At 66.1% G+C, this 21,426-nt stretch carries 17 protein-coding genes and 2 pseudogenes; 6 read left to right on the top strand and 13 right to left on the bottom strand.

Features of this window, described 5'->3' with window-relative positions; all coding sequences use genetic code 11:
* Positions 1-43: 43 nt before the first annotated feature.
* The 6 genes from AC1D2K_RS08390 to AC1D2K_RS08365 form a co-directional block, all read right to left on the bottom strand.
* Positions 44-1,588 carry a nitrite/sulfite reductase gene (locus AC1D2K_RS08390; RefSeq protein ID WP_478087850.1) on the bottom strand — a complete coding sequence of 515 codons (1,545 nt, stop codon included), beginning with the start codon at positions 1,586-1,588 and terminating at the stop codon, positions 44-46.
* A 14-nt stretch (positions 1,589-1,602) separates the two neighbouring features.
* Positions 1,603-2,181 (bottom strand): amino acid synthesis family protein, encoded by a 579-nt coding sequence (locus tag AC1D2K_RS08385; protein ID WP_478087848.1) that lies wholly within the window; start codon positions 2,179-2,181, stop codon positions 1,603-1,605.
* A 179-nt stretch (positions 2,182-2,360) separates the two neighbouring features.
* The gene (locus tag AC1D2K_RS08380) at positions 2,361-2,651 is read right to left on the bottom strand and encodes a 2TM domain-containing protein (protein ID WP_478087846.1); all 291 of its coding nucleotides are present in this window, start codon (positions 2,649-2,651) and stop codon (positions 2,361-2,363) included.
* Positions 2,652-2,866: 215 nt separating this feature from the next.
* The gene (locus AC1D2K_RS08375) at positions 2,867-3,184 is read right to left on the bottom strand and encodes a hypothetical protein (RefSeq protein WP_478087845.1); all 318 of its coding nucleotides are present in this window, start codon (positions 3,182-3,184) and stop codon (positions 2,867-2,869) included.
* A gap of 196 nt (positions 3,185-3,380) precedes the next feature.
* Positions 3,381-3,599, bottom strand: a complete 219-nt coding sequence (locus tag AC1D2K_RS08370; protein WP_478087843.1) for a hypothetical protein — start codon at positions 3,597-3,599, stop codon at positions 3,381-3,383.
* Positions 3,600-4,071: 472 nt separating this feature from the next.
* The gene (locus AC1D2K_RS08365) at positions 4,072-4,575 is read right to left on the bottom strand and encodes a DinB family protein (RefSeq protein WP_478087841.1); all 504 of its coding nucleotides are present in this window, start codon (positions 4,573-4,575) and stop codon (positions 4,072-4,074) included.
* Positions 4,576-4,701: 126 nt separating this feature from the next.
* Between AC1D2K_RS08365 and AC1D2K_RS08360 the strand changes: the two genes are divergently transcribed.
* Both AC1D2K_RS08360 and AC1D2K_RS08355 read left to right on the top strand, forming a co-directional pair.
* The gene (locus AC1D2K_RS08360) at positions 4,702-5,328 is read left to right on the top strand and encodes a TetR/AcrR family transcriptional regulator (RefSeq protein ID WP_478087839.1); all 627 of its coding nucleotides are present in this window, start codon (positions 4,702-4,704) and stop codon (positions 5,326-5,328) included.
* A gap of 94 nt (positions 5,329-5,422) precedes the next feature.
* Positions 5,423-6,295, top strand: a pseudogene (locus tag AC1D2K_RS08355) (LysR family transcriptional regulator); the annotation flags it as partial.
* A gap of 40 nt (positions 6,296-6,335) precedes the next feature.
* Here AC1D2K_RS08355 and AC1D2K_RS08350 read toward each other — a convergent pair.
* The 6 genes and pseudogenes from AC1D2K_RS08350 to AC1D2K_RS08325 form a co-directional block, all read right to left on the bottom strand.
* Positions 6,336-6,842 (bottom strand): annotated as a pseudogene (locus AC1D2K_RS08350) (MFS transporter); the annotation flags it as partial.
* Between the two features lie 143 nt (positions 6,843-6,985).
* A complete protein-coding gene (locus tag AC1D2K_RS08345; RefSeq protein WP_478087837.1) occupies positions 6,986-7,465 on the bottom strand; it encodes a 2,4'-dihydroxyacetophenone dioxygenase family protein in 480 nt (159 codons plus the stop codon).
* A gap of 138 nt (positions 7,466-7,603) precedes the next feature.
* Entirely contained in the window at positions 7,604-8,530 is a 927-nt protein-coding gene (locus AC1D2K_RS08340; RefSeq protein WP_478087836.1) for a helix-turn-helix domain-containing protein, read from the bottom strand.
* Positions 8,531-8,839: 309 nt separating this feature from the next.
* Positions 8,840-9,280, bottom strand: coding sequence for a hypothetical protein (locus AC1D2K_RS08335; RefSeq protein ID WP_478087834.1), 441 nt, complete (start codon positions 9,278-9,280; stop codon positions 8,840-8,842).
* Between the two features lie 459 nt (positions 9,281-9,739).
* The gene (locus AC1D2K_RS08330) at positions 9,740-10,108 is read right to left on the bottom strand and encodes a hypothetical protein (protein WP_478087832.1); all 369 of its coding nucleotides are present in this window, start codon (positions 10,106-10,108) and stop codon (positions 9,740-9,742) included.
* 350 nt (positions 10,109-10,458) lie between these two features.
* Positions 10,459-12,603, bottom strand: a complete 2,145-nt coding sequence (locus tag AC1D2K_RS08325; protein ID WP_478087831.1) for a glycoside hydrolase family 3 N-terminal domain-containing protein — start codon at positions 12,601-12,603, stop codon at positions 10,459-10,461.
* 127 nt (positions 12,604-12,730) lie between these two features.
* Here AC1D2K_RS08325 and AC1D2K_RS08320 point away from each other — a divergent pair, with 127 nt between their 5' ends.
* Genes AC1D2K_RS08320 through AC1D2K_RS08305 form a run of 4 tightly spaced genes read left to right on the top strand, consistent with a single transcriptional unit; the run spans position 12,731 to position 19,462 of the window.
* A complete protein-coding gene (locus tag AC1D2K_RS08320; RefSeq protein ID WP_478087830.1) occupies positions 12,731-14,026 on the top strand; it encodes a glucoamylase family protein in 1,296 nt (431 codons plus the stop codon).
* Positions 14,023-15,432 (top strand): glycoside hydrolase family 15 protein, encoded by a 1,410-nt coding sequence (locus AC1D2K_RS08315; RefSeq protein ID WP_478087828.1) that lies wholly within the window; start codon positions 14,023-14,025, stop codon positions 15,430-15,432. Before AC1D2K_RS08320 ends, AC1D2K_RS08315 begins: the two co-directional genes overlap by 4 nt.
* Positions 15,429-17,189, top strand: a complete 1,761-nt coding sequence (locus AC1D2K_RS08310; RefSeq protein ID WP_478087827.1) for an ABC transporter ATP-binding protein/permease — start codon at positions 15,429-15,431, stop codon at positions 17,187-17,189. The genes AC1D2K_RS08315 and AC1D2K_RS08310 overlap by 4 nt, the downstream gene beginning before the upstream one ends.
* Complete coding sequence (locus AC1D2K_RS08305) at positions 17,186-19,462, top strand: CocE/NonD family hydrolase (protein ID WP_478087825.1); 2,277 nt, start codon at positions 17,186-17,188, stop codon at positions 19,460-19,462. Before AC1D2K_RS08310 ends, AC1D2K_RS08305 begins: the two co-directional genes overlap by 4 nt.
* A gap of 4 nt (positions 19,463-19,466) precedes the next feature.
* Here AC1D2K_RS08305 and AC1D2K_RS08300 read toward each other — a convergent pair whose 3' ends face one another.
* The gene (locus tag AC1D2K_RS08300) at positions 19,467-21,104 is read right to left on the bottom strand and encodes an alpha-amylase family glycosyl hydrolase (RefSeq protein WP_478087823.1); all 1,638 of its coding nucleotides are present in this window, start codon (positions 21,102-21,104) and stop codon (positions 19,467-19,469) included.
* Positions 21,105-21,426: the final 322 nt, after the last annotated feature.

Below are 21,426 nucleotides of genomic sequence, written 5' to 3'. Positions count from 1 at the left end.
GATTCATGACCCCAAGCGTAGCGATCGCAGCCGATGCAAGGTATCAGAATCCTCCGAAACGAGAACCCGGAGCGCTGGCGCATGGCGTCTGGAGAACCTGGCTCCGGACGGCCTGCCTGAACACCTCGCTTCCGAGGCGATCCACTACGTCGATGAAGCGCTCCGCCTCGCTGTCGCGGTGTGCCAGGTAGGTGTCGACGAGCCGCTCGATCTCGTCCGGGGTCGGGTCGCGCACGATGCACCTGCAGATGTCGAGGTCGATGTCGCCGAGGTCGAACAGATGGTCCAGGTCTTCCAGCCGCTCCTGGATCGCATCGGGGCGCGTGCGGGGCTCGCCTCCGGGGCCTGACATCCCGCGCGTCGACAAGCCGGCGTCGGGCATCGCCAGCCCCAGGACGTCGAGCTTGCGCCACAGCGGGAAGAGATGGTCGCGCCGCACATCCGCCAGGATCAGGTCCTGCGCCTGGGAGACGCGCAGTTCGCCGAAGCCGTGGCGATCCGCGAGATCGGCCACCGCATCCATCTGGTCGGCGCTGATGTCGCCAGCCGGCACGCCGGCCTTCCTGAGCGACAGGCTGACCGCGGCGTAACCCGGCACGCGATGGCCGTGCACGTTGTCCTGCAGCCAGCGCGCGAATCCGGCGTGGGTCGAAGCGAGGGGCCCGCTCCCGTCATCGACATCGGCGGCGCGCGGATCGTAGGGCGGCCGCGTGAAGCGCGCGGCGATCACTTCGACGTGCACCTCGCCGAGGGTGTCGGGACCATTCCTGGTGCGACTCCATGCCTGGTCGACCTGGTCCGCGAAGCCCACCGGCGTGAGGTCCCTGACGAGGGCCCTGATGCGCGCCCTGTACCTGCTGTCCCGGCGGCGGTGGATCTCGTACACCTGCAGCGTGGCCTGGAGATAGGTCAGCAGGTGCGGCCACGGCACGAACGGGTGGATCAGCGTGCCGACGATCGGCGTGCGCCCGATGCCGCCGCCGACCCGCACGCTGAATCCCGTCTGTCCTTCGCGTTCGACCGCCTGCAAGCCGATGTCGTGGGGGTCGACCGCCGCCCGATCGGTGCGCGCGCCGCTCACCGCGATCCTGAACTTCCGCGGCAGGAAGGCAAGTTCGGGATGCCGCAGCCACCATTRCCGGATCAGCTCGCACCACACCAGGGGATCGATCAGCTCGTCGGGCGCGACGCCCGCGAAGCGATCCGCCGCCGCGTGGCGCATGCCGTTGCCGGGAGGCGGCAGCGCATGCATCCGGACCGTCGACAGTTCCGCGAGGAGGGTCGGTACATCCTCCAGCCGCGGCCACTGGAACTCGACGCTCTGTCGCGTGCTGAAGTGGCCGTAGCCGCGGTCCCAGCGTCGCGCCACATGCGCCAGCATGCGAAGCTGCGTGGTGTCGAGCATCCCATGGGGGATCGCCACCCGGAGCATCGGTGCGTGGCGCTGGATGTGGAGGCCGTTCTGCAGCCGCAGGGTCCGGAAGTCCTCCTCGGCCAACTGTCCTGCGAGGAAGCGACGCGTCTGCTCGGCGAACTGCGTGACCCGTTCTTCCGCGAGCCGCCGGTCGGCTTCGTCAGGCACGTACACGGCGGCGGTTCCTGCTAGCGCTGGCCGTCGTCGACCGCGATCTGATCGGCACGCAGCCCACCCACGCGCGCGTGCACCCTGCCGCCGGTCGACATGGCGAGGGCAAAGAGGATCTCGTCGGGCCGCGGGGCATCCTGCATGCCGACTTCCACCGAGGAGAAATGGCTGCGCACATAGGCCGCGCGAATGTGATGCAGCGGAACCATGAGCCGGTAGCCTGCGTTCGCCACGGCCTTGACCGAGGGCACGATCGCCTTCGAGTGGCCGAGCGCCTCGCGCATCGCCCAGCCGCCCGCCTCGTGCCAGACCGCGCCGTGCTCCGTCTCGCCGTTCACGCCGACGATGGCGGCTTTCCCGTAGGCTTCGACGCGCGCCTTGCCGAGCGTGGTCACGAGCTCTTCCGCAAGGCTCGTTCCCAGCGGCTTCAGCGCCTCCATGAAGTCCATCAGATCGGGCTCGAAGCGGCCCGCGTACGGGTTGCGGACCACCGCGCAGGCGGTGGCCACCAGCACCGGGCGGCTGACGGGCGTTCCGCCTTCGTGAAAGATCATCTCCATGCTGAGGTTGCGTTTGCGGATGTCGATCGATGGCATGGGTTGGAACCTGGAAGTGCACGCGCCACGTGCGTCGCGAATTGGCGTGCAGCCAAGCTTAGGCGCGCGGAGTCGCCCCGAACAGCATCAGTGGCGGGGGCAGAGAGCGGATCAGCCTGGCTATGGGGTTGCGGGGCGCGCAGGTTGGCGTCGTCGGGCGTACGCCCGTAGACGACTCATCATCGACGGTCACCGCGCCGCAGCGATTTGCGCTCGCGCTCCAGCAGCCGGTTGTAGAGATCCCCGCCCGGCGCGACAAGGAATACCACCGCGCCGTGTACCAGGAGGCCCAGGCCCCAACCGAGGAGCGGATATACATACCAGTTCTGCCCGCGCGAGGTAGCCAGCAGAATGAGGAGCAGGTTCACCAGAACGAATACGAACGCATGGATGTACCAGCCCATCTTGGCGCTTGCACGACGGCGAGCAAGTCGCTCCAGATAGTCATGGTCGGCGGAGGAAACTTTCATGGTGCGACCTCATGTGGGGAAGCAGGTTCCTCAAGTGGAACAGGTTTCGGCATCGCTTGGTTCCACGCTCGCGGGCGAGTACTTCACGTTTCCTGGATGTTCCTCGAAGCCCTCGCAGGCACATTCGGAGGCAGCATTGGTTTTTCTGTGGCAAGCCTATTCGACGATGCGGCAGGGTTCGAGGCGCATGGCGAAAGCGTATCGGGCGGCACGGCTCAGGTCTTCCGCAGATCGTCGGGGTGACGGCTGACGAAGCGAGCTCGCAGGATGCCCGTGAACCACCAGACTGCAGCCGCGTTGGCGAACAAGGCAAGAATGACGATGACCGCCGCACGATCCGCGAACCCTTGGCTCAGGTCGAGAAGGAGAAGGGCGAGCGACCAAGGGAGGGCACACAGAATTGCGACCACGAGGAGAAGGCTCTGCTCGCTCGGTCGCAGCGTCGCATCGGCCAGTATCACTGCGAGCGCAGACCATGCGCTTGGCAACCACCAGGCGTAGCGATACAGGGGCGGAAGTCGATGGGTGGTCATGGCAGAAATTGTGCAGCGCCTGCCGTGGCCATACCCGAGAAATTTCACACGCAAGGCACATGCTTCGCGACCTTGTYGCGCGCCGCCCACACGAGTCGGATGCGCGGTTGACCTAAGCTCGAACGAACGCGAAGCTGTTGGTCCTACTGGTTCATTTCCAGGGCTGGGCCGGGGTCGGCGACGGCCCCGACGGTGCCTAAGTCCGAGCCTTTGACCGGACGACCTCCACCGGTCCGATCCCGGAGTAGACGGTCTCGCCAGTCTTGAGCGCGGTGACGGTCCAGCGCTCGCCGGGCGTCACCTTGTAGTCGCCTGGTTCGAGAGCGAGCTCGCTTTCCTCATAGACGCCGGGGCCGAGCCAGGAGGGCATGCGCAGCAGAGTCGGCGGGTGGGCGAAGAGGTCGTGGTTGTCCATATGGAGAGATCGTACTGTGCCAAACGACCGACGGGCACCCGAGGCGGGGGCAAAAGAATGCCCAGCGCGTAGGCTGGGCAAGAAACTCGCCTCAGGGAGGACGAGGGAGGAGAAAAGGGTTCCATGAACCGTCGCAGGGCGAGCAGGAGGCCCAGCGGTGTTGCGCCGCCGGGCCTGGACTTCCTTTCATGCTGCGGATGCCTACCAGAGGCCACGCCTGCCTTTAGAGGCGCACAGGAAGTCCAACTGGATCACTGTACGCCTTGGGGCCGGGCGTGAGGCGCAAAAATCCGCTCGTCGTGGAATCGATTCGTTTCAGCGACCACAAAGTGTTTGGCAGTATCGGCAAGCGTGGGTGACCCCAGGTACCAGGCGAACCCCGCTCCCGCCGCCGCGCCCAGGGCGTGACTGCCCCAGATCCCGAGCACGAAGCAGAGCCACCCAATAGCTCGACCGCACAGCTCAACGGCGTTCAAGCGAAAGCCCGCCTTCGCGTTGACGCCTCCGCCTCGTGTAGATAGGTCGTAAATCCATCCTTGGCCGGCGGAACGGAATTCAGCAGCATGACTGCGCTGACCTGTCCACGATGACCTGTTCCGTGCGTGACAATATGCATGAGCATTTCCTCGCGGGACATACGCCCCTTTGCGCCGTCAGTGAACGTGAAGTCGATTCGTTCGGCCAATTGGTCGGGATCGAGCGTCGACACATAGTCGATGTATTCCTGATCGCTTCTTCTGAGATCAGCGGATAGATCTTCCAGCGTTGGCATCTTGCTCAAGTTGGCCGATGTGTACGCGTGAGCTTCTCGCCTGATGTGCGCGKCGAATATGCGGTCGACCACATAGGTGTGGCTCAAGGCCTTGATGGCCAATGCGGTGATCGGGGAGCTCTCCCCAAGCCGGGCCAGCGCCGTCAATAGCTGGCCGTTCGCCCAAGCTTTGTATCTGAAGAGGTGGTGCATTGTGTCGTCCATGTCATGGTCTCCTGAGCGGTTCACGCGCGACAGGTCTTACATGAAAGAAGTTGCGCCGCCTGTTCGCGAGTGCTCAGAATATGAGCGATCATTCGCTTTTGCTACTCGCATTGACGACATCAAGAAATGGCGAGAAAACCCATCACCAGGCCCAGGAAAATCGCCTCCCAGGGGCGTTCGCGCGCGACTGTGGACGCCCTGATCGAGGCAACCGCTCGCATTCTGGTCAAGGACGGCTTCGACAAGGCCAGCACCAACCGCATCGCGGAAGTCTCGGGAGTCAGCATCGGCTCGCTCTATCAGTATTTCCCTGGCAAGGAGGCACTCGTCGCCGCCGTGATCGAGCGCCACCAACAGCAGATCATGCAGACGGTTCGGAACGAGTTGACGCAGGCCTCGACCCAACCGCTGKACAAGGCAATGCGCACATTCGTCGCTGTCGCGGTAGCAGCGCACCGTCTCGATCCCCAACTGCATCGAGTGCTAGCCGAGCAGATCCCGCGCGTGGGAAAGCTCGAGAAGCTGGAAACCTTCAGTCGTGAAAATTTCAGTCTGTTCAGGGCCTATCTCGAAGGAGTTCGGGACGAACTCGCTGTCGATGACCTGGAACTCGCATCATTTGTATGTGTCACCACCATCGAGGCGTTGACGCATAACGCGGTGCTGCACCATTCCAAAGTGCTGACGGACGATCGGATGGAAGCGCTCATCGACGAAGGGGCGCGCCTCGTGACCGGCTATCTGAAAGGCTAGTGCGAGCGTTGCGGTGGATACTCAGGGAAAAACGGCTTGCCGGCCCCGCGACGTCCGCGCGCACTTGCCGAGACGCGCTGCTTCAACTCCATCGATGGAACGCCCTATTTCGCTCGACCAGCTCGACTTCCGGTTGCTCAATGTCTTCGTGGCCATCTTTCGCGAGGGGCATGTCGGGCGTGCCGCGGATGCCCTGGGCATGTCCCAGCCAGTCGTGTCGACGCAACTGGCCCGCCTGCGGCRCATCGCCGGAGATCCGCTGTTCGTGCGGAGCGCGCGCGGCATGCAGCCCAGCGCGCTGGCGCTGCGATGGTCGGGCCCCGTCGCCTCGGCGCTGCAAGCCCTGGAGCGGGCGCTCAACGCACCGTCGGTGTTCGATGCCGCGCAGTCGCAACGGACTTTCGTCGTCTACATGACGGATGTGGGCCAGACCCTCATGCTGAATCGGCTGATATCTCGGCTCGAGAACATTGCGCCGGGCGTGCGGCTGCGCGTGGTCGGCGCATGGCAGGGCGCCCTGGTGGACCGCCTCAACGACGGCAGCATCGACATCGCGTTTGGATGGATTCCCCAGCTCAAGGCGCTCAAGTCGAGTTCACCGCTGTTCAAGGACCGGTATGTGGGCGTGCACGATGCGTCGGCCACGCTGCACCCCGCGGCCGCCCAGCGGCGCTTTGCCCTCGCGGACATCCCCGGCTCCGCCCACCAGGTCGTGGTCGAGCGGTTTCGCGCAAAGGGGCTGGATGCGACCGTGACCGCGCCGAATTTCTTCATGCTGCCGGAGCTCCTCGCGGGGACCTCCCTCGTCGCGGTGGTTCCCGAGCGCCTGGTGGCACTGTTGAACCAACAGCGCGTGGTGCCGCTGTGCACCGTCGAGCTGCCCGTGAAGCTCCCCGCGATTGCGATCCAGGTGCATTGGTCGACCGGGACGTGGCGCGACGAAGGGGTCGATTGGTTGCGCGACCAGGTCGTTGCAGCGGCAGGCGACCTCCCCGCGCTCGGCCCGCCACATCCGCCAGGATGCCCGCGACCGCGCGTGCCAGGAGCACGCCGAGCAGCAGCCCGCTCATCATCGTTCCGACGATCTTTCCGCGCTCGTGCGGCGCGGCCAGCAGGGCGGCGAAGGGCAGCAGAATCTGCGCCACGACCGACGAGATGCCCGCCACGGCCGTGCCCAGGAGAACCAGCGCGACGTGCCCCGCCGTTGCCGTGAGCGCCAATCCTGCGGCCGTCATGAGCATCTTGAGGACGATCAGCCGGCGGCGTTCGGCGATGTCGCCCAACGGAACAATCAATAGCAGGCCGAGGGCGTAGCTCAGCTGGGCAGCGGTGGCGATGCCGCCGGCCCCAGTGGTCGAGAGATCGAACTCCGAACCGATCCGATGCAGCAGCGGCTGGGCGTAGTAGTTGCTCGCGACGGAAAGGCCGATGGTGCTGGCCAACAGCAGCACGAGCCATGGACTCAGGGGAGAAGATGCAGTCGCTGTGTCAGGCGGTCGGGGCGGAGTGGTCATTCGTGGGCTCGCTGGAAATGCCCAATCTATGCGTCCACCACCGGGGGATCAATTCGGGAAGCGTGATCTTCGTTATCCGCAAATGCAGATCATCGTCCGGGCAGAGCGCATGCCGCCGCTGAGCGGCGGCATGGCTCCGAACGTCAGCTGTGCACGTGCTGCGCAGCGCCGTCGCGCGTGGCCATCTCGAGCATGCTGCGACCGTCGAGAATGCCGACGATGTTGCCGTCTTCGCCCAGGCCGGCGATGGCGCCCTCGAACACGCAGAAGAGCACGCAGCCGCCGTCGGAGCGCGGCTGATGGATGTCGCCGGCGGGCTCGTACATGTAGTCGCCCGGGCGGCCGATGTCGTTGCGTTCGTAGTAGATGTCGCCCTCGAGCACGATCACTTCGATGGCGCCGAGGTGATGGTGGACCGGTGCCTCGGTGCCGGGTTCGACCTTCAGCAGGCAGGTGAAACCGCCGCTGCGCCGGTTGATGCTCAGCAGCTTGTAGGCAACGCCCGGCATGACCCACGGCTTCCACGGATAGCTTTCGAGCTTCTGGAAATGCGGATAGGGCAACGTGATGCGCGCGTGGGCGGCGCTGGCGGGCGGCGTGGCTTTCAAGGCGGTCAGGGTCATGGTGTCTCCGTGGGGTGATGCGGCCGGGATCGGCCTGCGCAGCCAGTCTAGGAGCAGCTACTCACACCAGGGCATGTCTGCCCGAACGAAGCACGGGATGTCGAAAGTGGCGCGCTTTTGCGCAAGTCGCCGCGCTGCTCAGCGCATGCGGCGGTAGGCGCTGGGTGCCACGCCGAGGAACGCACGAAAGCGCGTCGAGAAGTAGGCGGGGCTGCCAAAGCCCATGCGCCGGGCCACGGTCTCGACGGGCAGGTCGCCGGTGCGCAGCAGTTCGGCGGCGCCCTCCAGGCGGCGACGCAGCAGGTACTGGTAGGGCGCCATGCCGCTGGCCGCCTTGAAGCTGCGGATGAAGTGGTCCTGCGAGAGGTGCACCAGCCCTGCCAGATCGGCCAGACCCAGCGGCGTGGCGAGGTGCGCGTCGATGTGCTCGGTCACCCGGCGCAACTGCTGCGGCGTCAGGGCCGGATGCAGGCGCGCGCCCTCCATGCGCAGCAGCGCACCGCGCCCCGGCGCAGAGTGGCGCCGCACGAGGTGATGGGCCAGCAGGTGCTGGCTCTGCGAGAGCAGCAACGAATCGGGGCTCAAGGGATCGGTGCCGTACAACTCCACCTCACTCACCAGCATCTGGAAGAAGCCTTGCAGCCAAGGGTCGCGGATCGCGAAGAAGGGGTCGATCTCTACCGTCGGCCCGAGGTTTTCCTCGGCCGCGACACGCGCGATCAGTGCTTGCCCGATGTAGAGGTGCACCACGCCGCAGCGCCCGCCGATTTCCCATTCGGTGCCGTCGCACGGGATGAAGCTCACGGTGCCCAGTCGTGAACGCGAGGCGACGAGCTTTCCGCGTTCGTACTTGCGCACCGCCGTGCTGCCGTTCTCGTGCAGCACCAGCACGTGATGCGCCGCGCCGTGGAAGGGGAGCCAGCACGCTTCCTGCTGCCAGCGGGCGGCGAACAGCTGGTCGCCCCCTGTCACGAGATAGCGCGGGCGCGCGCCGGTGCCCGCAGCGATGATGTCCGGTGCGAAATGTGATGCGAAGTGCGATGCGGCCGGCGCGATCGCGTTCATCGGAGTCTCCTCTCGTGTCCGCCCGGCGCGCGGTGCGCGCGCCGCGTGCAGGCCGCCATGGTAAGGCCGCAGGCACGGTGCCCGATGCGGGGTTTCCGGGGGTTCCTGGCTGTGCCGCGCACCAGGGTAGGGGTCACAGGGCACTCAGCCAACAACCGCGACCTGCGCGTGGACGCGAAACGGGCTGTGTCGCGGAGGGTGGCCGCGCAGAAACCGCGGGTGACGCGCAGCAAGACATAGATTCCAAGCAACGGACCTCCGCCCGCAGGATTCCCTGCACTCAGTTTCTGATCTGGCCGGGATACGCAACTACCGGGGTGAGCCGTCAAGGGTCTTCGCGCAGACAAGGTGCCAATCAACGGCGTCCATTGGCATCGCCAACGCCCAATTCATCTTGCCCGAAAACGATGGATGCGCGGCAAAGCCGAAAAACTGAGACGGCTTCCTCGGGAGCCCTTTGCTTTGCGCCAAACGAACGCCGCCGGTCAGCAAGTTCGCATCGCGCCAGTACCTGGAATTCATCAGGCTCTTGAATTCGTCGAAACTAGAGGCAGCATAGTGAACACCACCCACCAAGACGTCCAATTTCTCGACATTGCCAAGGGGCCTCTGAAAGAAAAGGTCTCCAAACGCCGAAGCGCCGATGGGGACAACGGAACCAGAAACGGTCTTGGGCCACAGGCCAAGCAAGCGCTCAAAGTCCAGGTGAGACGCATCCGTAAAGAGGTCGGTCCATGAAAGTTGACTCATTGGTGTGTATCGCGAACGTTTGGCTCAGCGCTCACGTGCTAGGGCCGAATCGAAAGCGATGATATGGGGTGCTTGCCCGTCGAACACCAAGGCATATGGGATAGCTCTTGCAGCCGGGGCAGACCGACGCCTGAAGCCGTCGGCCGCCCGGACGTGCTGGCCCCGACGGCTCTCCGGCCGAATGCGCGATCTGAGTCATAGGTCGGCGCACGGCGAAGGACTGCAACCGCTGCGGAGCAGCCGGTCGGCTCGCGCTGGAGATCAGCAGGACCGGGCCCGGAACGCTAGTTCGGCGTTTGGAAGAGCGGACCTTCGAGCGAGCATCGACATAGCGCCGGGCGCGCTTCGATAGTTTCGGCCCAGCTTCGCTCGGCCATGTCGGCTGTACCTTGGAACCGGTCGTCTGGCCGAGATCTCCGGAGGGCGCTAAGCGGGCTTCGTCACGCTCGAAAGCCGCCGTTAGCCCTGTCTCCAACTCGGAGGGATCAGCGCAAGCGCGTGCGGGTCGGAAAGCGCGTACTGCCGCACATAAGGCTCACGGTCGAAAATCTTGGCGTGGACCGTCGGATCGATCCTGGGCTTGCGCAAGTCTTGCTTGCCGAGGAACGTCTTGACGCTCTCCATCGAGTCCCACAGCGCCAGGATAACCACCTCGACCGTTCCGTCCGCCTGATCGCGAAACAGCACCGTCGACCGTAGATTGCCCGGGCTTTCGATCAATTCCCTGAGCGTGTTTGCTTCGAGGAACTCGCGACATTCATCGCGCAGCGAGGACAGGATCCAGAAGCCGTAGGTGCGCAGGATCGTTTCGGTATTGCGCTTGGTCATGTTGGCTTTGAGAAAGTACGTTGATGCTATCGGCAACGGGCGGCGAAATCGCCTCGCGAGCAGCCGAGTCCCGTCACAAATCCCAGGCGAACGCGAAATATCACGCCTTTTGCCTTCCGCATGCCAAGCAGCAGTCAAGGCGCGAGCAAGGGAAATTTGCAGGCGGAAGCCCTGCAACGAAGGCCGAAAGCTCGAAAAGCAGTGGATGAACTCTTAAGGATTCTCGAAGGCGCGCTTCTGGTCGACTGGCCCTATCAGGACGAAATCGCGTGCCGTCACAACCCGTCCGCGCTGGACCGCGCCCCCCTGCGCAGATGCGCCAAGCTTCCGCCGCCCAGATCGCCAGGGTTTCAACACAACTCGATGGTCTGGCGCAGCAATCCTGATTGCTCGGCACTCGGCCCGACGAGGATCTCGACTTCGCCCGCCTCGAACAAGGGCTGCAGGTCCGGCCCGAGGTAGCGCAACTCGGCCGCCGGCAGCTCCAGGTTCACCGAGCCGGCAAAGCCCGGCATCAATCGCAGCTTCGCGTAGCCCTTGAGTTCCAGCAACGGCCGGGTGACACGGCTTAGCTTGCCGCGAACGAACAGGAAGACAGTCTCTTCAGCCTCGCGCGCGCCAACGTTACGCAGTCTGACGCTGATCTTCAGCGCGTCCTGCTCGCACACGCGCCGCGGCTCGACCTGAAGCTCGTCGTAGAAAAACCGGCCGTAGGTCAAGCCGTGACCGAAGGCATACAGCGGCGTATTTTCGACGTCCTGGTACTTGCTCGTGTAGTAGTCGGCGGGATTCATCGGCCGGCCGCTGGGACGCTGGCCGAAGTAGATCGGCAGCTGTCCGACGGCGCGCGGCCAGCTCATCGGCGTGCGACCGCCAGGCGTTACCCGGCCCGTGACCACGTCGGCGATCGCGTGGCCGGCTTCGACGCCGAGGAACCACGCAGCCAGCAGCGCATCGGCGTGCTCGGACAGCCAGGGGACGACGAGCGGGCGGCCCGAGAACAAGATCGCGACGACGGGGATGCCGAGCGCGTGTGCACGTGCCGTCACCGCTTCGGCCAGAGCCTGCTGTCGACCGGGAAGCGCGGGCGTGGCGCGGCTGGCCGCCTCGCCGCTCATCGAGGCACGCTCGCCCAGGCACAGCAGGACGGCGTCGACGCCGTCGCACAGCGCGACGGCAGCTTCGATGCCACCGTCGTCGATGCCCTCGATGGCGACGCCGGGTGCATGGCGTATGTCGGTCTGCGGCAGCGCGGCGCGCAAGCCGGCAAGCACGCTGACGGCCGGCTCGTGTTCGCCGGCACCCCACCACGGGCCTTTCATCTCGGTGCTTGCGTCGGCCAGCGGGCCGATGACACACAGTGCCTTCGCCGCAGCAGGCAAGGGCAGGGTGTCCCGCTCGTTCTTCAGCATGACGACGGCCCTGCGCCCGACGTCGCGCGCCAGCTTGTGCCGCTCGGCGACAACCGCCGCGAGTTCCGGTGTCGCGCCGCGACGGTAGGGGTCGTCGAACAGGCCGAGCTGCTCCTTGAGTCGCAACACGCGGCGCACGCTCGCGTCGATCTCTTCGATCGTCACCCGTCCCCGCTCGAGCGCGATCGGCAGACCCTTGCGATACGCGTCGGCCATCATGTCGATGTCGACGCCGGCCTTGAGCGCCAGTACCGCGGCATCGACGAGATCGGCCGCGACGCCGTGCTTGATCAATTCCGCGATCGCGTTGTAGTCGCTGACGATGACGCCGTCGAAGCCCATCTCGCCGCGCAGCCAGTCGCGCAGCAAGGGGATGTGCGCCGTCATCGGCACGCCGTTGAGATCGGTAAAGGCGGGCATCAGCGTCGCGACGCCGGCGCGGACCGCTGCTGCGAAGCCCGGCAGATGCACCTCGCGCAAGGTGCGCTCGGAGATGTCCACGGCGGCGTACTCCCGCCCCGCGGTGACTGCGCCGTACGCGACGAAATGCTTCGCACAGGCGGCCAGCGATTCGGCCGATGACAGATCGGCCCCCTGGAAACCGCGCACCTTGGCCTGCGCGATGCGTGCGTTCAGCCAAGGGTCTTCGCCGGGTCCTTCCGCGGTGCGGCCCCAGCGGGGATCGCGCGATACATCGAGCATCGGCGCGAAAGTCATCGCCAGGCCTTCGGCAGCGCCTTCGCGCGCGGCCTCCCGCGCCGTGCGCTCCCAGAGGTCTTCGTCGAAGGTGCCGGCCTCCGCAAGCGGGATCGGAAAGAGCGTGCGATGGCCATGAATGATGTCCAGGCCGATCAGCAGCGGAATGCCGAGCCGTGACTTCTCGACGGCCAGTCGCTGCATCTCGCGCGTGGGGCCGGCGCCGACCATGTTCAGCAGATTGCCGACGGTGCCGTCGATGATCGACTGCGTGGAGTCCCCCGCGAGCACCGGCCCGGTGACGGTGTAGCTGGAGGCAGTCATCGTCAGTTGACCCAGCTTTTCGGCTAGTGTCATCCGGGCCATGAGGGTATCGATGCGACTCATCAGGGATTTGGAATAGAACCCAAGGGGGCCTAATGATGGCATGCTGCGGGGGGGCATCGGCCGCGTGGCGCCGATGAGTCCGTGAAACCAAACGTGACACCCAGGACGACAACGAAAGGAGCCGTTCGTGTTGAAGGATGACAGGAACCCGAGGGCACTGGCAGCCCTGCCCGATGAAGCCTTGATCGACGCCGTGCAGCGGCAGACCTTCCGCTATTTCTGGGACGGTGCGGATGCCGCCAGCGGCCTGGCGCTCGACCGTCGCACGCTCGTCGGCCCCACAGGCGAAGATCTGGCCGACGACAGGGTCGCGATCGGCGGCACGGGCTTCGGCATCATGGCCTTGATCGTCGCGGTGGAGCGCGGCTGGGTCACGCGGGACGCAGCGCTGGAGCGCCTGGGGCGCATGCGGGACGCCCTCTTGCGCGCCAAGCGCTACCACGGCGCCTTCCCGCACTTCATGGACGGGGCGAGCGGCGCGACGATCCCGATGAGCCCCAAGGACGACGCGGGCGATCTGGTCGAGACCTCGTTCCTCTGCATGGGCCTACTCTGTGCGCGCCAGTATTTCAGCGAGGACACGACCGCGGCGCGCCGGTTGCGCAGCGACATCGACACGCTGTGGCACGACGTCGAATGGAACTGGTTCACCCAGGGCGGACGGGACGTCCTGTATTGGCACTGGAGCCCGAACCACGGCTGGGCGATGAACCATGAAGTGCGCGGCTGGAACGAGTGCCTCATCACCTACCTGATGGCCGCGGCCTCGCCGCGCCATGCGATCGATCCGCGGGTCTACCACCGAGGCTTCGCGGCGGGGCCCGGCTTTCTCAACGGCCAGTCGTACTACGGCGTCGAGTTGCCGCTGGGCATGCCGTACGGCGGCCCGCTGTTCTTCACGCACTACTCGTTCTGCGGACTCGATCCGCACGGCCTGAAGGATCGCTACGCCGACTACTGGGATCTCAACTGCCGCCACCTGCGGATCAACCGCGCGCATTGTGTCGCCAATCCACAGGGCTACAAGGGCTACGGCGAATCTTGCTGGGGCCTGACCGCCAGCGACGACCCCGACGGCTACCTCGCGCACGCGCCGGACACCGACAACGGCACCATCTCGCCGACGGCGGCGCTGTCCAGCCTGCCGTATGCGCCCGCCGAGGTGATGCGGGTGCTGCGGCATTTCCTCACGGTGCATGGCGCGCGACTGTGGAGAGACTACGGCTTCGTCGATGCGTTCTGCGAGGGGCGAGGCTGGTTCGCAAACACCTTTCTTGCCATCGACCAGGGCCCGATCGTCGTGATGATGGAGAACCATCGGACGGGCCTTCTGTGGAAACTGTTCATGAGCGTGCCCGAAGTGCAGGCCGGGCTGCGCGCCTTGGACTTCAGCAGCCCGCATCTCGGGTCGCCTGCACCGTGACCTTCAGCGTGGCGAGCCAGCAAGACCCGGCTTTCGAGTCCTGGCTCGAAACACAGCTGTCCCATTCGGCGAGCGCGATGCTGTCAAGTATCTCGCCGGTGTCGATCGTCAAGCAGCGCCCAGGCTTCGGTCAGACCATACGGCCGATCGCCGGCGCCATCGTCGCCTCGCCCGTACTCGGCGGCTACGACCCGGACCCGGACTACTTCTTTCATTGGTTCCGCGACTCGGCCGTCGTCATCGATGCACTGCGCCTGCTCTACGTCGATCGACGCGTCGGCGACGAAGCCCTGCAGCATCTGCGCGATTTCACCCGCTTCAGCCTTGCCGTGAACGGACTCGACGGCCGCGCGGTTGCCGCGGTGCCCGACCGCAGAGCGCGCGTGGCCCCCGAATTCCTGCAGTTTCTGCGCGAGGACCATGACCTCGCGAGCGCCCACGGCGATGCCGTCGTCGCCGAAACGAGGGTGAACCCCGACGGTACCCTCGATGTCCTCCGATGGGCGCGCCCCCAGCACGACGGGCCGCCATTGCGCGCGATGGCGCTGCTGCGCTGGGCGGCCGGCGGGCACCTCGACGCGGCCCTGCTGGCGGAGGTCACGCCGCTGATCCGTTTCGACATCGACTTCACGCTGCGTCACTGGCGCGAGCCGTCATACGACATCTGGGAGGAGGAACTCGGCCACCACTACTACACACTGCGCGTCGCAGGGGCCGCGCTGGCCGAAGGCGCGGCATGGCTGGAGGGCTTGGGCGACACGGCGCAGGCGCAGCGCTGCCGGGAGGAGTCGCGGGCCGTGCGGCGCCTGCTCGACGACTACTGGGTAGACGAACGAGACGAACGAGACGAACGGTCAGACGATCGCGACTCGACGCGCGGCTACTACCGTTCACGCGTGTTGGCGGACGGCCGGCCGAGTCCGAAGGCGCTGGACATCGCGGTGATCCTGTCGGCGATCCACAGCCTCGGCACCGAGGCCGCGCATGGACCGGCCGATCCGCGCATGCAGGCCACGCTGGCGCGACTCGACGCGCTGTTCGATGCGGCCTATCCAATCAACCACGGCCGTGCCGCAGGCCGTGGCGCGGCGATGGGTCGGTACGCCGGCGACGTGTACTACTCGGGCGGCGCGTACTACTTCTCGACGCTCGGCGCCGCCGAGTTCTGTTTCCGCGCCGCGGCGATGGGCGGCGATGCGCGCCATTGGCTCGAGCGCGGTGACGCCTATCTCGCCACCGTACGTGCGTACACGCCGGCCGGTGGTGACCTGTCGGAACAGTTCGACCAGTGCAGCGGCGCGCAGACCTCGGCGAAGCAACTGGCCTGGAGCCACGCCGCGTTCATTTCGTGTGTCTCGGCGCGCCGCATCGCGGCCGCCGCTTGTCAGGCGCCGCGGTGGCGATGAGCGCGAGGCCAGAGAACCGTGTCGAGCCGGCTGCAAGGACCGGTTTCTTCCGTCAGGTCAGCGAGTTGCTCGGCGCCTTGCGAGTGTCCCCGGTCGCGAAAACGCTTGTCGCGCTGATGGGCGCGATCGTCGTGGTCGTCGCGCTCACGGCGTATGGGCAGATCGAGCTCAATAGCTGGAACAAGCCGTTCTACGATGCGATCTCGCGTCGCGACCTGAGCGAATTCGTCGTGCAGGTAGGCGTCTTCGCGGTCATTGCGGGCGTGCTGCTGGTCTTGAACGTCGCGCAGAGGTGGCTGGGCGAAACCTTGCAGCTGAAGCTGCGCGAGGCCGTGGTCAATGACCTCGTGGGGCTGTGGCTGCAGCCGCGCCGGGCGTTCTGGCTCCAGGCCAGCGGCCCGATGGGGACCCATCCGGATCAGCGCATGCACGAAGACACGCTGAAGCTGTGCGATCTGTCGGTCGCCCTCGGCGTGGGTCTGTTGCAGGCAGCGATGCTGTTCGGCAGCTTTGCGAGCGTGCTGTGGGTCCTCTCCAAGGACTTCAGCCTCTTCTTCGACGGCAAGGACCATGTGTTGCCGGGCTTCATGTTGTGGGCGGCGATTGCCTATGCGGTCGCCGGCTCGCTGGTCACCTACTGGGTCGGCAACGGCCTGATCTCGCGCAACGCCGAGCGCTACGCGCGTGAAGGCGAATTGCGCTTCTCGCTGACGCGCATCAACGAGCATCTCGACGGCATCTCCCTGGCTGGTGGCGAGGCCGACGAGAAGCGTCGCGTCGCCATGCATTTCGGCGACGTCTTGCGCGCCACATCGCGCGTGGTGCTCGGGCTGACCAACCTGACCTGGGTCACCGCGGGCTTCGGCTGGGTCACCATCATCGCGCCGACGCTGGTGGCCGCACCCCTCTACTTCTCGGGGAAGGTTTCGTTCGGTGGCTTGATGATGGCTGCCGCGGCCTTCACGCAGGCGCAGTCGTCGCTGCGCTGGTTCGTCGACAACTTCAGCATCATTGCCGACTGGCGCGCCACGCTGCTGCGTGTCGCCGACCTGCGTCGGATGCTGGCGTCCGATCTGGAGGCACAAGCAGGCGGCAGTCGCATCGCCTATGAGGAGAGCGAAGCCGGGGCGCTCGCGATCGAAGCGCTCGGGGTTCGCTCCTGGACCGGCCACGATCGGCTGGACACCCCGGGTCTCGTCGTGCACCGCGGTCAGCGCGTCTTGATCCTCGGCACACCGGGCACCGAGAAGACCTTGCTGTTCCGGGCGCTCGCGGGCCTCTGGCCCTGGGGCTCCGGCACCGTGCGCCGGCCCGTCGGCGAGACGATCCACTACATGCCGCGCGGCACGCCCTACATTCCCCGCGGCACGCTGGCCGAAGTGCTGTCGTATGCGATGGAACCGTCGAGCTACCCGAGAGAAGCCATGGTGGCCGCACTGGCGAGTGTGGGCCTCCAGCGATTGGAAGAATTGCTGAACAAGACGGGTCGCTGGGAGAGCGAGCTCAGCATGGACGAGCAGTTGCGGCTGGGCTTCGCCCGCGTGGTGCTGCAGGCACCGCCCTGGCTGGTGATGGACGAAGCCTTCGGCGCGTTCGACGACGACACGCTCGAACTCATCATCGACGTGCTGGGCAAGCTCACGCACACGGGCATCATCCACATAGGCTCGGCCGGAGAGGCGCACGACCGGCTGTTCACGCAGGTGGTGCATCTGGTCAAAGCGCCGAACGCCGTGCCCGAGGAGCAGCGACCATGAGACACCCCGAGTCAACCGTCAGTCGTGCGCGTCGCGCCCTCATGCGGCTGATTCTTGCGCTGCCCGCGTGGGCCTGGGCGGCGGATTTCGGTTTCCGACCACCGCGCGATCCTGACGATGCCACCGCGGCGGACCTGATGCGAGATCTGGCCCAGCGCATCTTGCCGGTGTACCAGGAGGCGGACACCGATGTCTTCCTGGCCAACGTGACCGCGTTGCAGATCGTCAGCGGCGCCTACCGCGCGGCCTCCGACAGCAGCCGGTCCCTGCGCAACCGCCGCCAGGGCAAGCCATTCGACGACCTGGTCCAGCGTGCGATCCTCGACGGCATCTATGCGCGTGCGCGCGCGATCGAAGCGGACGAGCGCCTCGGCTTCGCCGAAGCCTACGCGCGCTCGTTCCAGGAGCTGGTGTCGCCGCTCGACAACGCGCAAGCCCAGGCCATCATGGCGCGGCTCGAAACCCCGCTGGCGGTGTATAGAGAGCCGCTGCGTCAAGCTTTCGATCTCTGGCGCGCGAAGGGCAGCCTCCCGGAGGCCGATGCTCTGGCGCTCGTGCGAACCTGGCTTTCGTACCAGTCGCGTCGCAGCTTCGGTGCACTGCTGCCCGAATTGTTCGCGGCGGAAAACCGCAACCGCTACGTGGCGGAGGCTGACGTCAGGATTCCCGTGCGCGCGGGTGTCATCCATGCGAGCCTGGTTCGGCCCGGCCGCACGAATGGCGCCCTGCCGACGCTGCTGCGCTTCACGCTCGATCCCGCCGAGGACGACGCCCAGCGCAGCGCCGTCAAAGGCTACGTCGGCGTCACCGCGTACGTGCGCGGACGCACGCCCGACGGCAAGGGCGCCGTGTGGCCGTTCGTTCGCGACGGCGAAGACGCCGCCGCCGTCATCGACTGGATTGCCCGGCAGGCGTGGAGCGACGGCCGCGTCTGCATGCTCGGCGACGGCTACTCCGGCTACGCCGCCTGGGCCGCCGCCCGCAGGAGACCGGCGGCACTCAAGGCCATCGCCACGATCGCGCCGATGGCGCCGGGCATCGACTTCCCAATGGCCGGACAAATCTTCCGCAACGCCATGGTCCGCTGGGCGCAGGAGCACGCGAATGGCGAGCCCCTGCGGGCCGACGTCGACGCCGACCCGGACACGATATGGCAGGCACTCGACGCGCGCTGGCATCGTGGCGATCGCCCCTACTGGGACGTGGACCGCGTCCTGCTGGGCAGGCGCAGCAGGCTGATCCGAACCTGGCTGACGCACCCAAGTCACGATCGCTACTGGCAGAAGTTCCTGCCGTCGGCGGAGCAGTTCGCGCGAATCGACATCCCGGTGCTCAGCTTCGCCGGCTACTACGGCGCAGACGCCGGCGCGCTCTACTTCCACCACGAGCATCGTCGCAACCGGCCGCAGGCCGACACGACGCTGCTTCTCGGCCCCTACGACGCGGTCTCGATCCGGCTCGGCACGGCGGCAACGCTGCGCGGCTACACGCTTGACCCCGTCGCACGCGTCGACCTGCCCGAGTTGCGCTACCAATGGCTCGACCACATCCTGAAGGGCACGAACAAGCCTTCTCTGCTGATGGATCGCGTCAACTACCAGGTGATGGGCGCGGATCAGTGGCGCCATGTGCCGACGCTGGACGCGCCGCAGCGTACCCGGCTGCGCCTTTACCTCGACACCCGCGAGCGCGACGACCCGCACCGCCTGTTGCCGTCGCCGTCCGAAGGCGGTGGCAGCGCGCGGCTCTCGGTCGATCTCGCCGATCGACGTGACGTGCGCATCCCGTGGCCGGACGCGCTGCGCGTGAAGCAACTTCCGACGCGCAACAGCATCAGCTTTGTCAGTGATCCGCTCTCGGAGGACACCGAGATCGTCGGCAGCCTGCGCGGCGTGTTCGACATCACGCCCTCGCGGCAGGACGTGGACTTCAACATCTCGCTGTACGAGCAGACGGAAAGCGGCGAATACCAACTGCTGTTCGATCCCTACGACTTCCGCGCCAGCTACGCAGGCCATCGCGTGCGTCGCCGGCTTCTTCGGGCCGGCGAGCGTCAGCTGCTTGCGTTCACCGCCGAACGCGTGACGGCTTGCAGGCTTGCGGCGGGCAGCCGCATCGTGCTGCTGATCGGCCTCAACAGGCGCCCCGACCGGCAGATCAACTACGGCAGCGGCAAGGACGTGAATTCGGAAACCATTGCCGACGCAAGGTGGCCTGTGCGCGTGCGCTGGCATACGCACAGCTACGTCGAGATCCCGACCGGCAAGTCTTGATTGCTCATCGTGTCGTCGGACCTTTGTCGTTCACGGCGCCGATAATGACGCCTTCGCAGGGCGCCATCACCAGGGGCCCCTTGATGAACTCGGCGCGCGCAGGATCGGTCGATGCCAGCACGATCGGCTGGCGCGGCATCAACGCCGGCGAAATCGGCGCCGAGGTGGCGCCGAAGTTGAAGATCACCACCAGCCGCTGTCCTTCGCCGTTGCGCGCATAGGCGAGCACCTCGTCTTCGGTTTCAAGCGCTTCATAGTTGCCTCGGTTCAGCGCAGGCTGCGCGCTGCGCAACGCGATGAGGCGCCGGTAGAGCGCCAGCATCGACCCTGCGTCGTGTGATTGCGTTTCCACATTGTGCGTGGGCCAGTCGGCCGCCAAGCGCAGCCACGGCGTACCGGTCGTGAAGCCCGCATGCTCCGCGGCGCTCCACTGCATGGGCGTTCGCTCCGGGTCGCGACCCAGGCCCATGCCGGACTTGTTCTTCTCGAACGGGTCCTGCACTTCATCGGCGGGAATGGGGACGTCCGTCATGCCGATCTCGTCGCCGTAGTAGAGCGTCGGCGTGCCGCGCAGCGTGAGCAGCAGCATGGCCGCGAGCCGCGCCATCTGTGGCCCGACGCGGCTCGCAATGCGGGGTTTGTCGTGGTTGCCCAGCACCCAATTCGGCTGGGCGCCGGCGGGCAAGGCGGCTTCGTAGTCGCGCACAAGGCGGTCGATGCGCGCCGCCTGCCACTCGGTCGCGATCAGCTGAAAGTTGAAGGGCAGTTGCACGCCTTCGAGCACCCCTTCGGCGTTGAGTCCGTAGTAGGCGACCAGGCGCGTGAGCGGCAGGTAGAGCTCGCCGATCAGCACGCGTGACGAGCGTGTGTCGCTGAACGCGTCGACCACGCGGCGCATCTCGGTCACGATCGGTTGCACCTCCGGCAGGTCCGTGTTGTAGAGCATCAACCAGCGGTGAAATGGGTCCTGGCCCTCGACGAAGTCCGGATTCGGCGGGTTGTCGCGGAACTGCGCGTCCTTGATGATTTGAGAGAGTACGTCGACGCGGAATCCGTCGACGCCGCGCTGAAGCCAGAAGCGCAGCACCTCGTACATCGCGGCTCGCACGTCGGGGTTGCGCCAGTTGAGGTCGGGCTGCTCCTTCAGGAACGAATGGCAGTAGTACTGGCCGGTGGTCGGATCGAAGGCCCAGGCCGGGCCGCCGAAATTGCTGAGCCAGTTGTTGGGCGGCCCGCCGCCCGGCGCCGGGTCGCGCCAGATGTACCAGTCGCGTCGCGGATCGCTGCGTGCGCTGCGGCTCTGCACGAACCACGGATGACGGTCCGACGTGTGGTTGGGCACGAAGTCCAGGATGAGCTTGAGCTCTCTCGCATGGGCCTCCTGCACCAGCGCATCGAAGCCGTCCAGCGTGCCGAAGCGCGGATCGACGTCGCAAAAATCGGAGATGTCGTACCCGAAGTCGGCCATCGGCGAGGGATAGATCGGCGAGATCCAGACGGCATCGACGCCGAGCGAGACCAGATGATCCAGCCGGGCGCGGATTCCGTCGAGGTCTCCGATGCCATCGCCGTTGCTGTCCTGGAACGAACGCGGGTAGACCTGATAGACGATTCCGCACTTCCACCAGTCGTCGGCTGACATCTTGATCCCCTCATGCTCGGTTTCGAGAGGGTCCATTGTCTCCAGAAAGTGTGCAGGGCATCATGAGACCGGTCGTCGATCCTGAGGCCTCTTTGGCACCTGATGAACGGAGTCGGCCTCACAGCGTGAGTTCGCAGTCCGGCCCGGAAGGACCGCAACCGCTGCACACCTGCCGTACGAGGTCGAACGCGACAGACCGGACCGGACGACGCTGGACGCAGCCTCGTGTGCCGTTCAGGCTGCGACAGTCACACCGTGGCGATCGAGAACGGCCAGCAGCTTTGGAATATCGGGTGGGCCCACCGGAATCTCGTGGTCGACG

The organism is Variovorax sp. P1_H12_2 (assembly GCF_056405335.1).
The sequence above is the reverse complement of the archived record's forward strand: the minus strand, read 5'-3'. Positions and strand labels throughout refer to the sequence as shown.

What these genes read in the sequence shown, in the direction of transcription:
- AC1D2K_RS08385 (WP_478087848.1), bottom strand. Translation starts at nt 2,181, where the DNA reads ATGCCATCGATCGACATCCGCAAACGCAACCTCAGCATGGAGATGATC.
- AC1D2K_RS08380 (WP_478087846.1), bottom strand. Translation starts at nt 2,651, where the DNA reads ATGAAAGTTTCCTCCGCCGACCATGACTATCTGGAGCGACTTGCTCGC.
- AC1D2K_RS08375 (WP_478087845.1), bottom strand. Translation starts at nt 3,184, where the DNA reads ATGACCACCCATCGACTTCCGCCCCTGTATCGCTACGCCTGGTGGTTG.
- AC1D2K_RS08370 (WP_478087843.1), bottom strand. Translation starts at nt 3,599, where the DNA reads ATGGACAACCACGACCTCTTCGCCCACCCGCCGACTCTGCTGCGCATG.
- AC1D2K_RS08345 (WP_478087837.1), bottom strand. Translation starts at nt 7,465, where the DNA reads ATGACCCTGACCGCCTTGAAAGCCACGCCGCCCGCCAGCGCCGCCCAC.
- AC1D2K_RS08340 (WP_478087836.1), bottom strand. Translation starts at nt 8,530, where the DNA reads ATGAACGCGATCGCGCCGGCCGCATCGCACTTCGCATCACATTTCGCA.
- AC1D2K_RS08335 (WP_478087834.1), bottom strand. Translation starts at nt 9,280, where the DNA reads ATGAGTCAACTTTCATGGACCGACCTCTTTACGGATGCGTCTCACCTG.
- AC1D2K_RS08330 (WP_478087832.1), bottom strand. Translation starts at nt 10,108, where the DNA reads ATGACCAAGCGCAATACCGAAACGATCCTGCGCACCTACGGCTTCTGG.
- AC1D2K_RS08325 (WP_478087831.1), bottom strand. Translation starts at nt 12,603, where the DNA reads ATGAGTCGCATCGATACCCTCATGGCCCGGATGACACTAGCCGAAAAG.
- AC1D2K_RS08310 (WP_478087827.1), top strand. Translation starts at nt 15,429, where the DNA reads ATGAGCGCGAGGCCAGAGAACCGTGTCGAGCCGGCTGCAAGGACCGGT.
- AC1D2K_RS08305 (WP_478087825.1), top strand. Translation starts at nt 17,186, where the DNA reads ATGAGACACCCCGAGTCAACCGTCAGTCGTGCGCGTCGCGCCCTCATG.
- AC1D2K_RS08300 (WP_478087823.1), bottom strand. Translation starts at nt 21,104, where the DNA reads ATGTCAGCCGACGACTGGTGGAAGTGCGGAATCGTCTATCAGGTCTAC.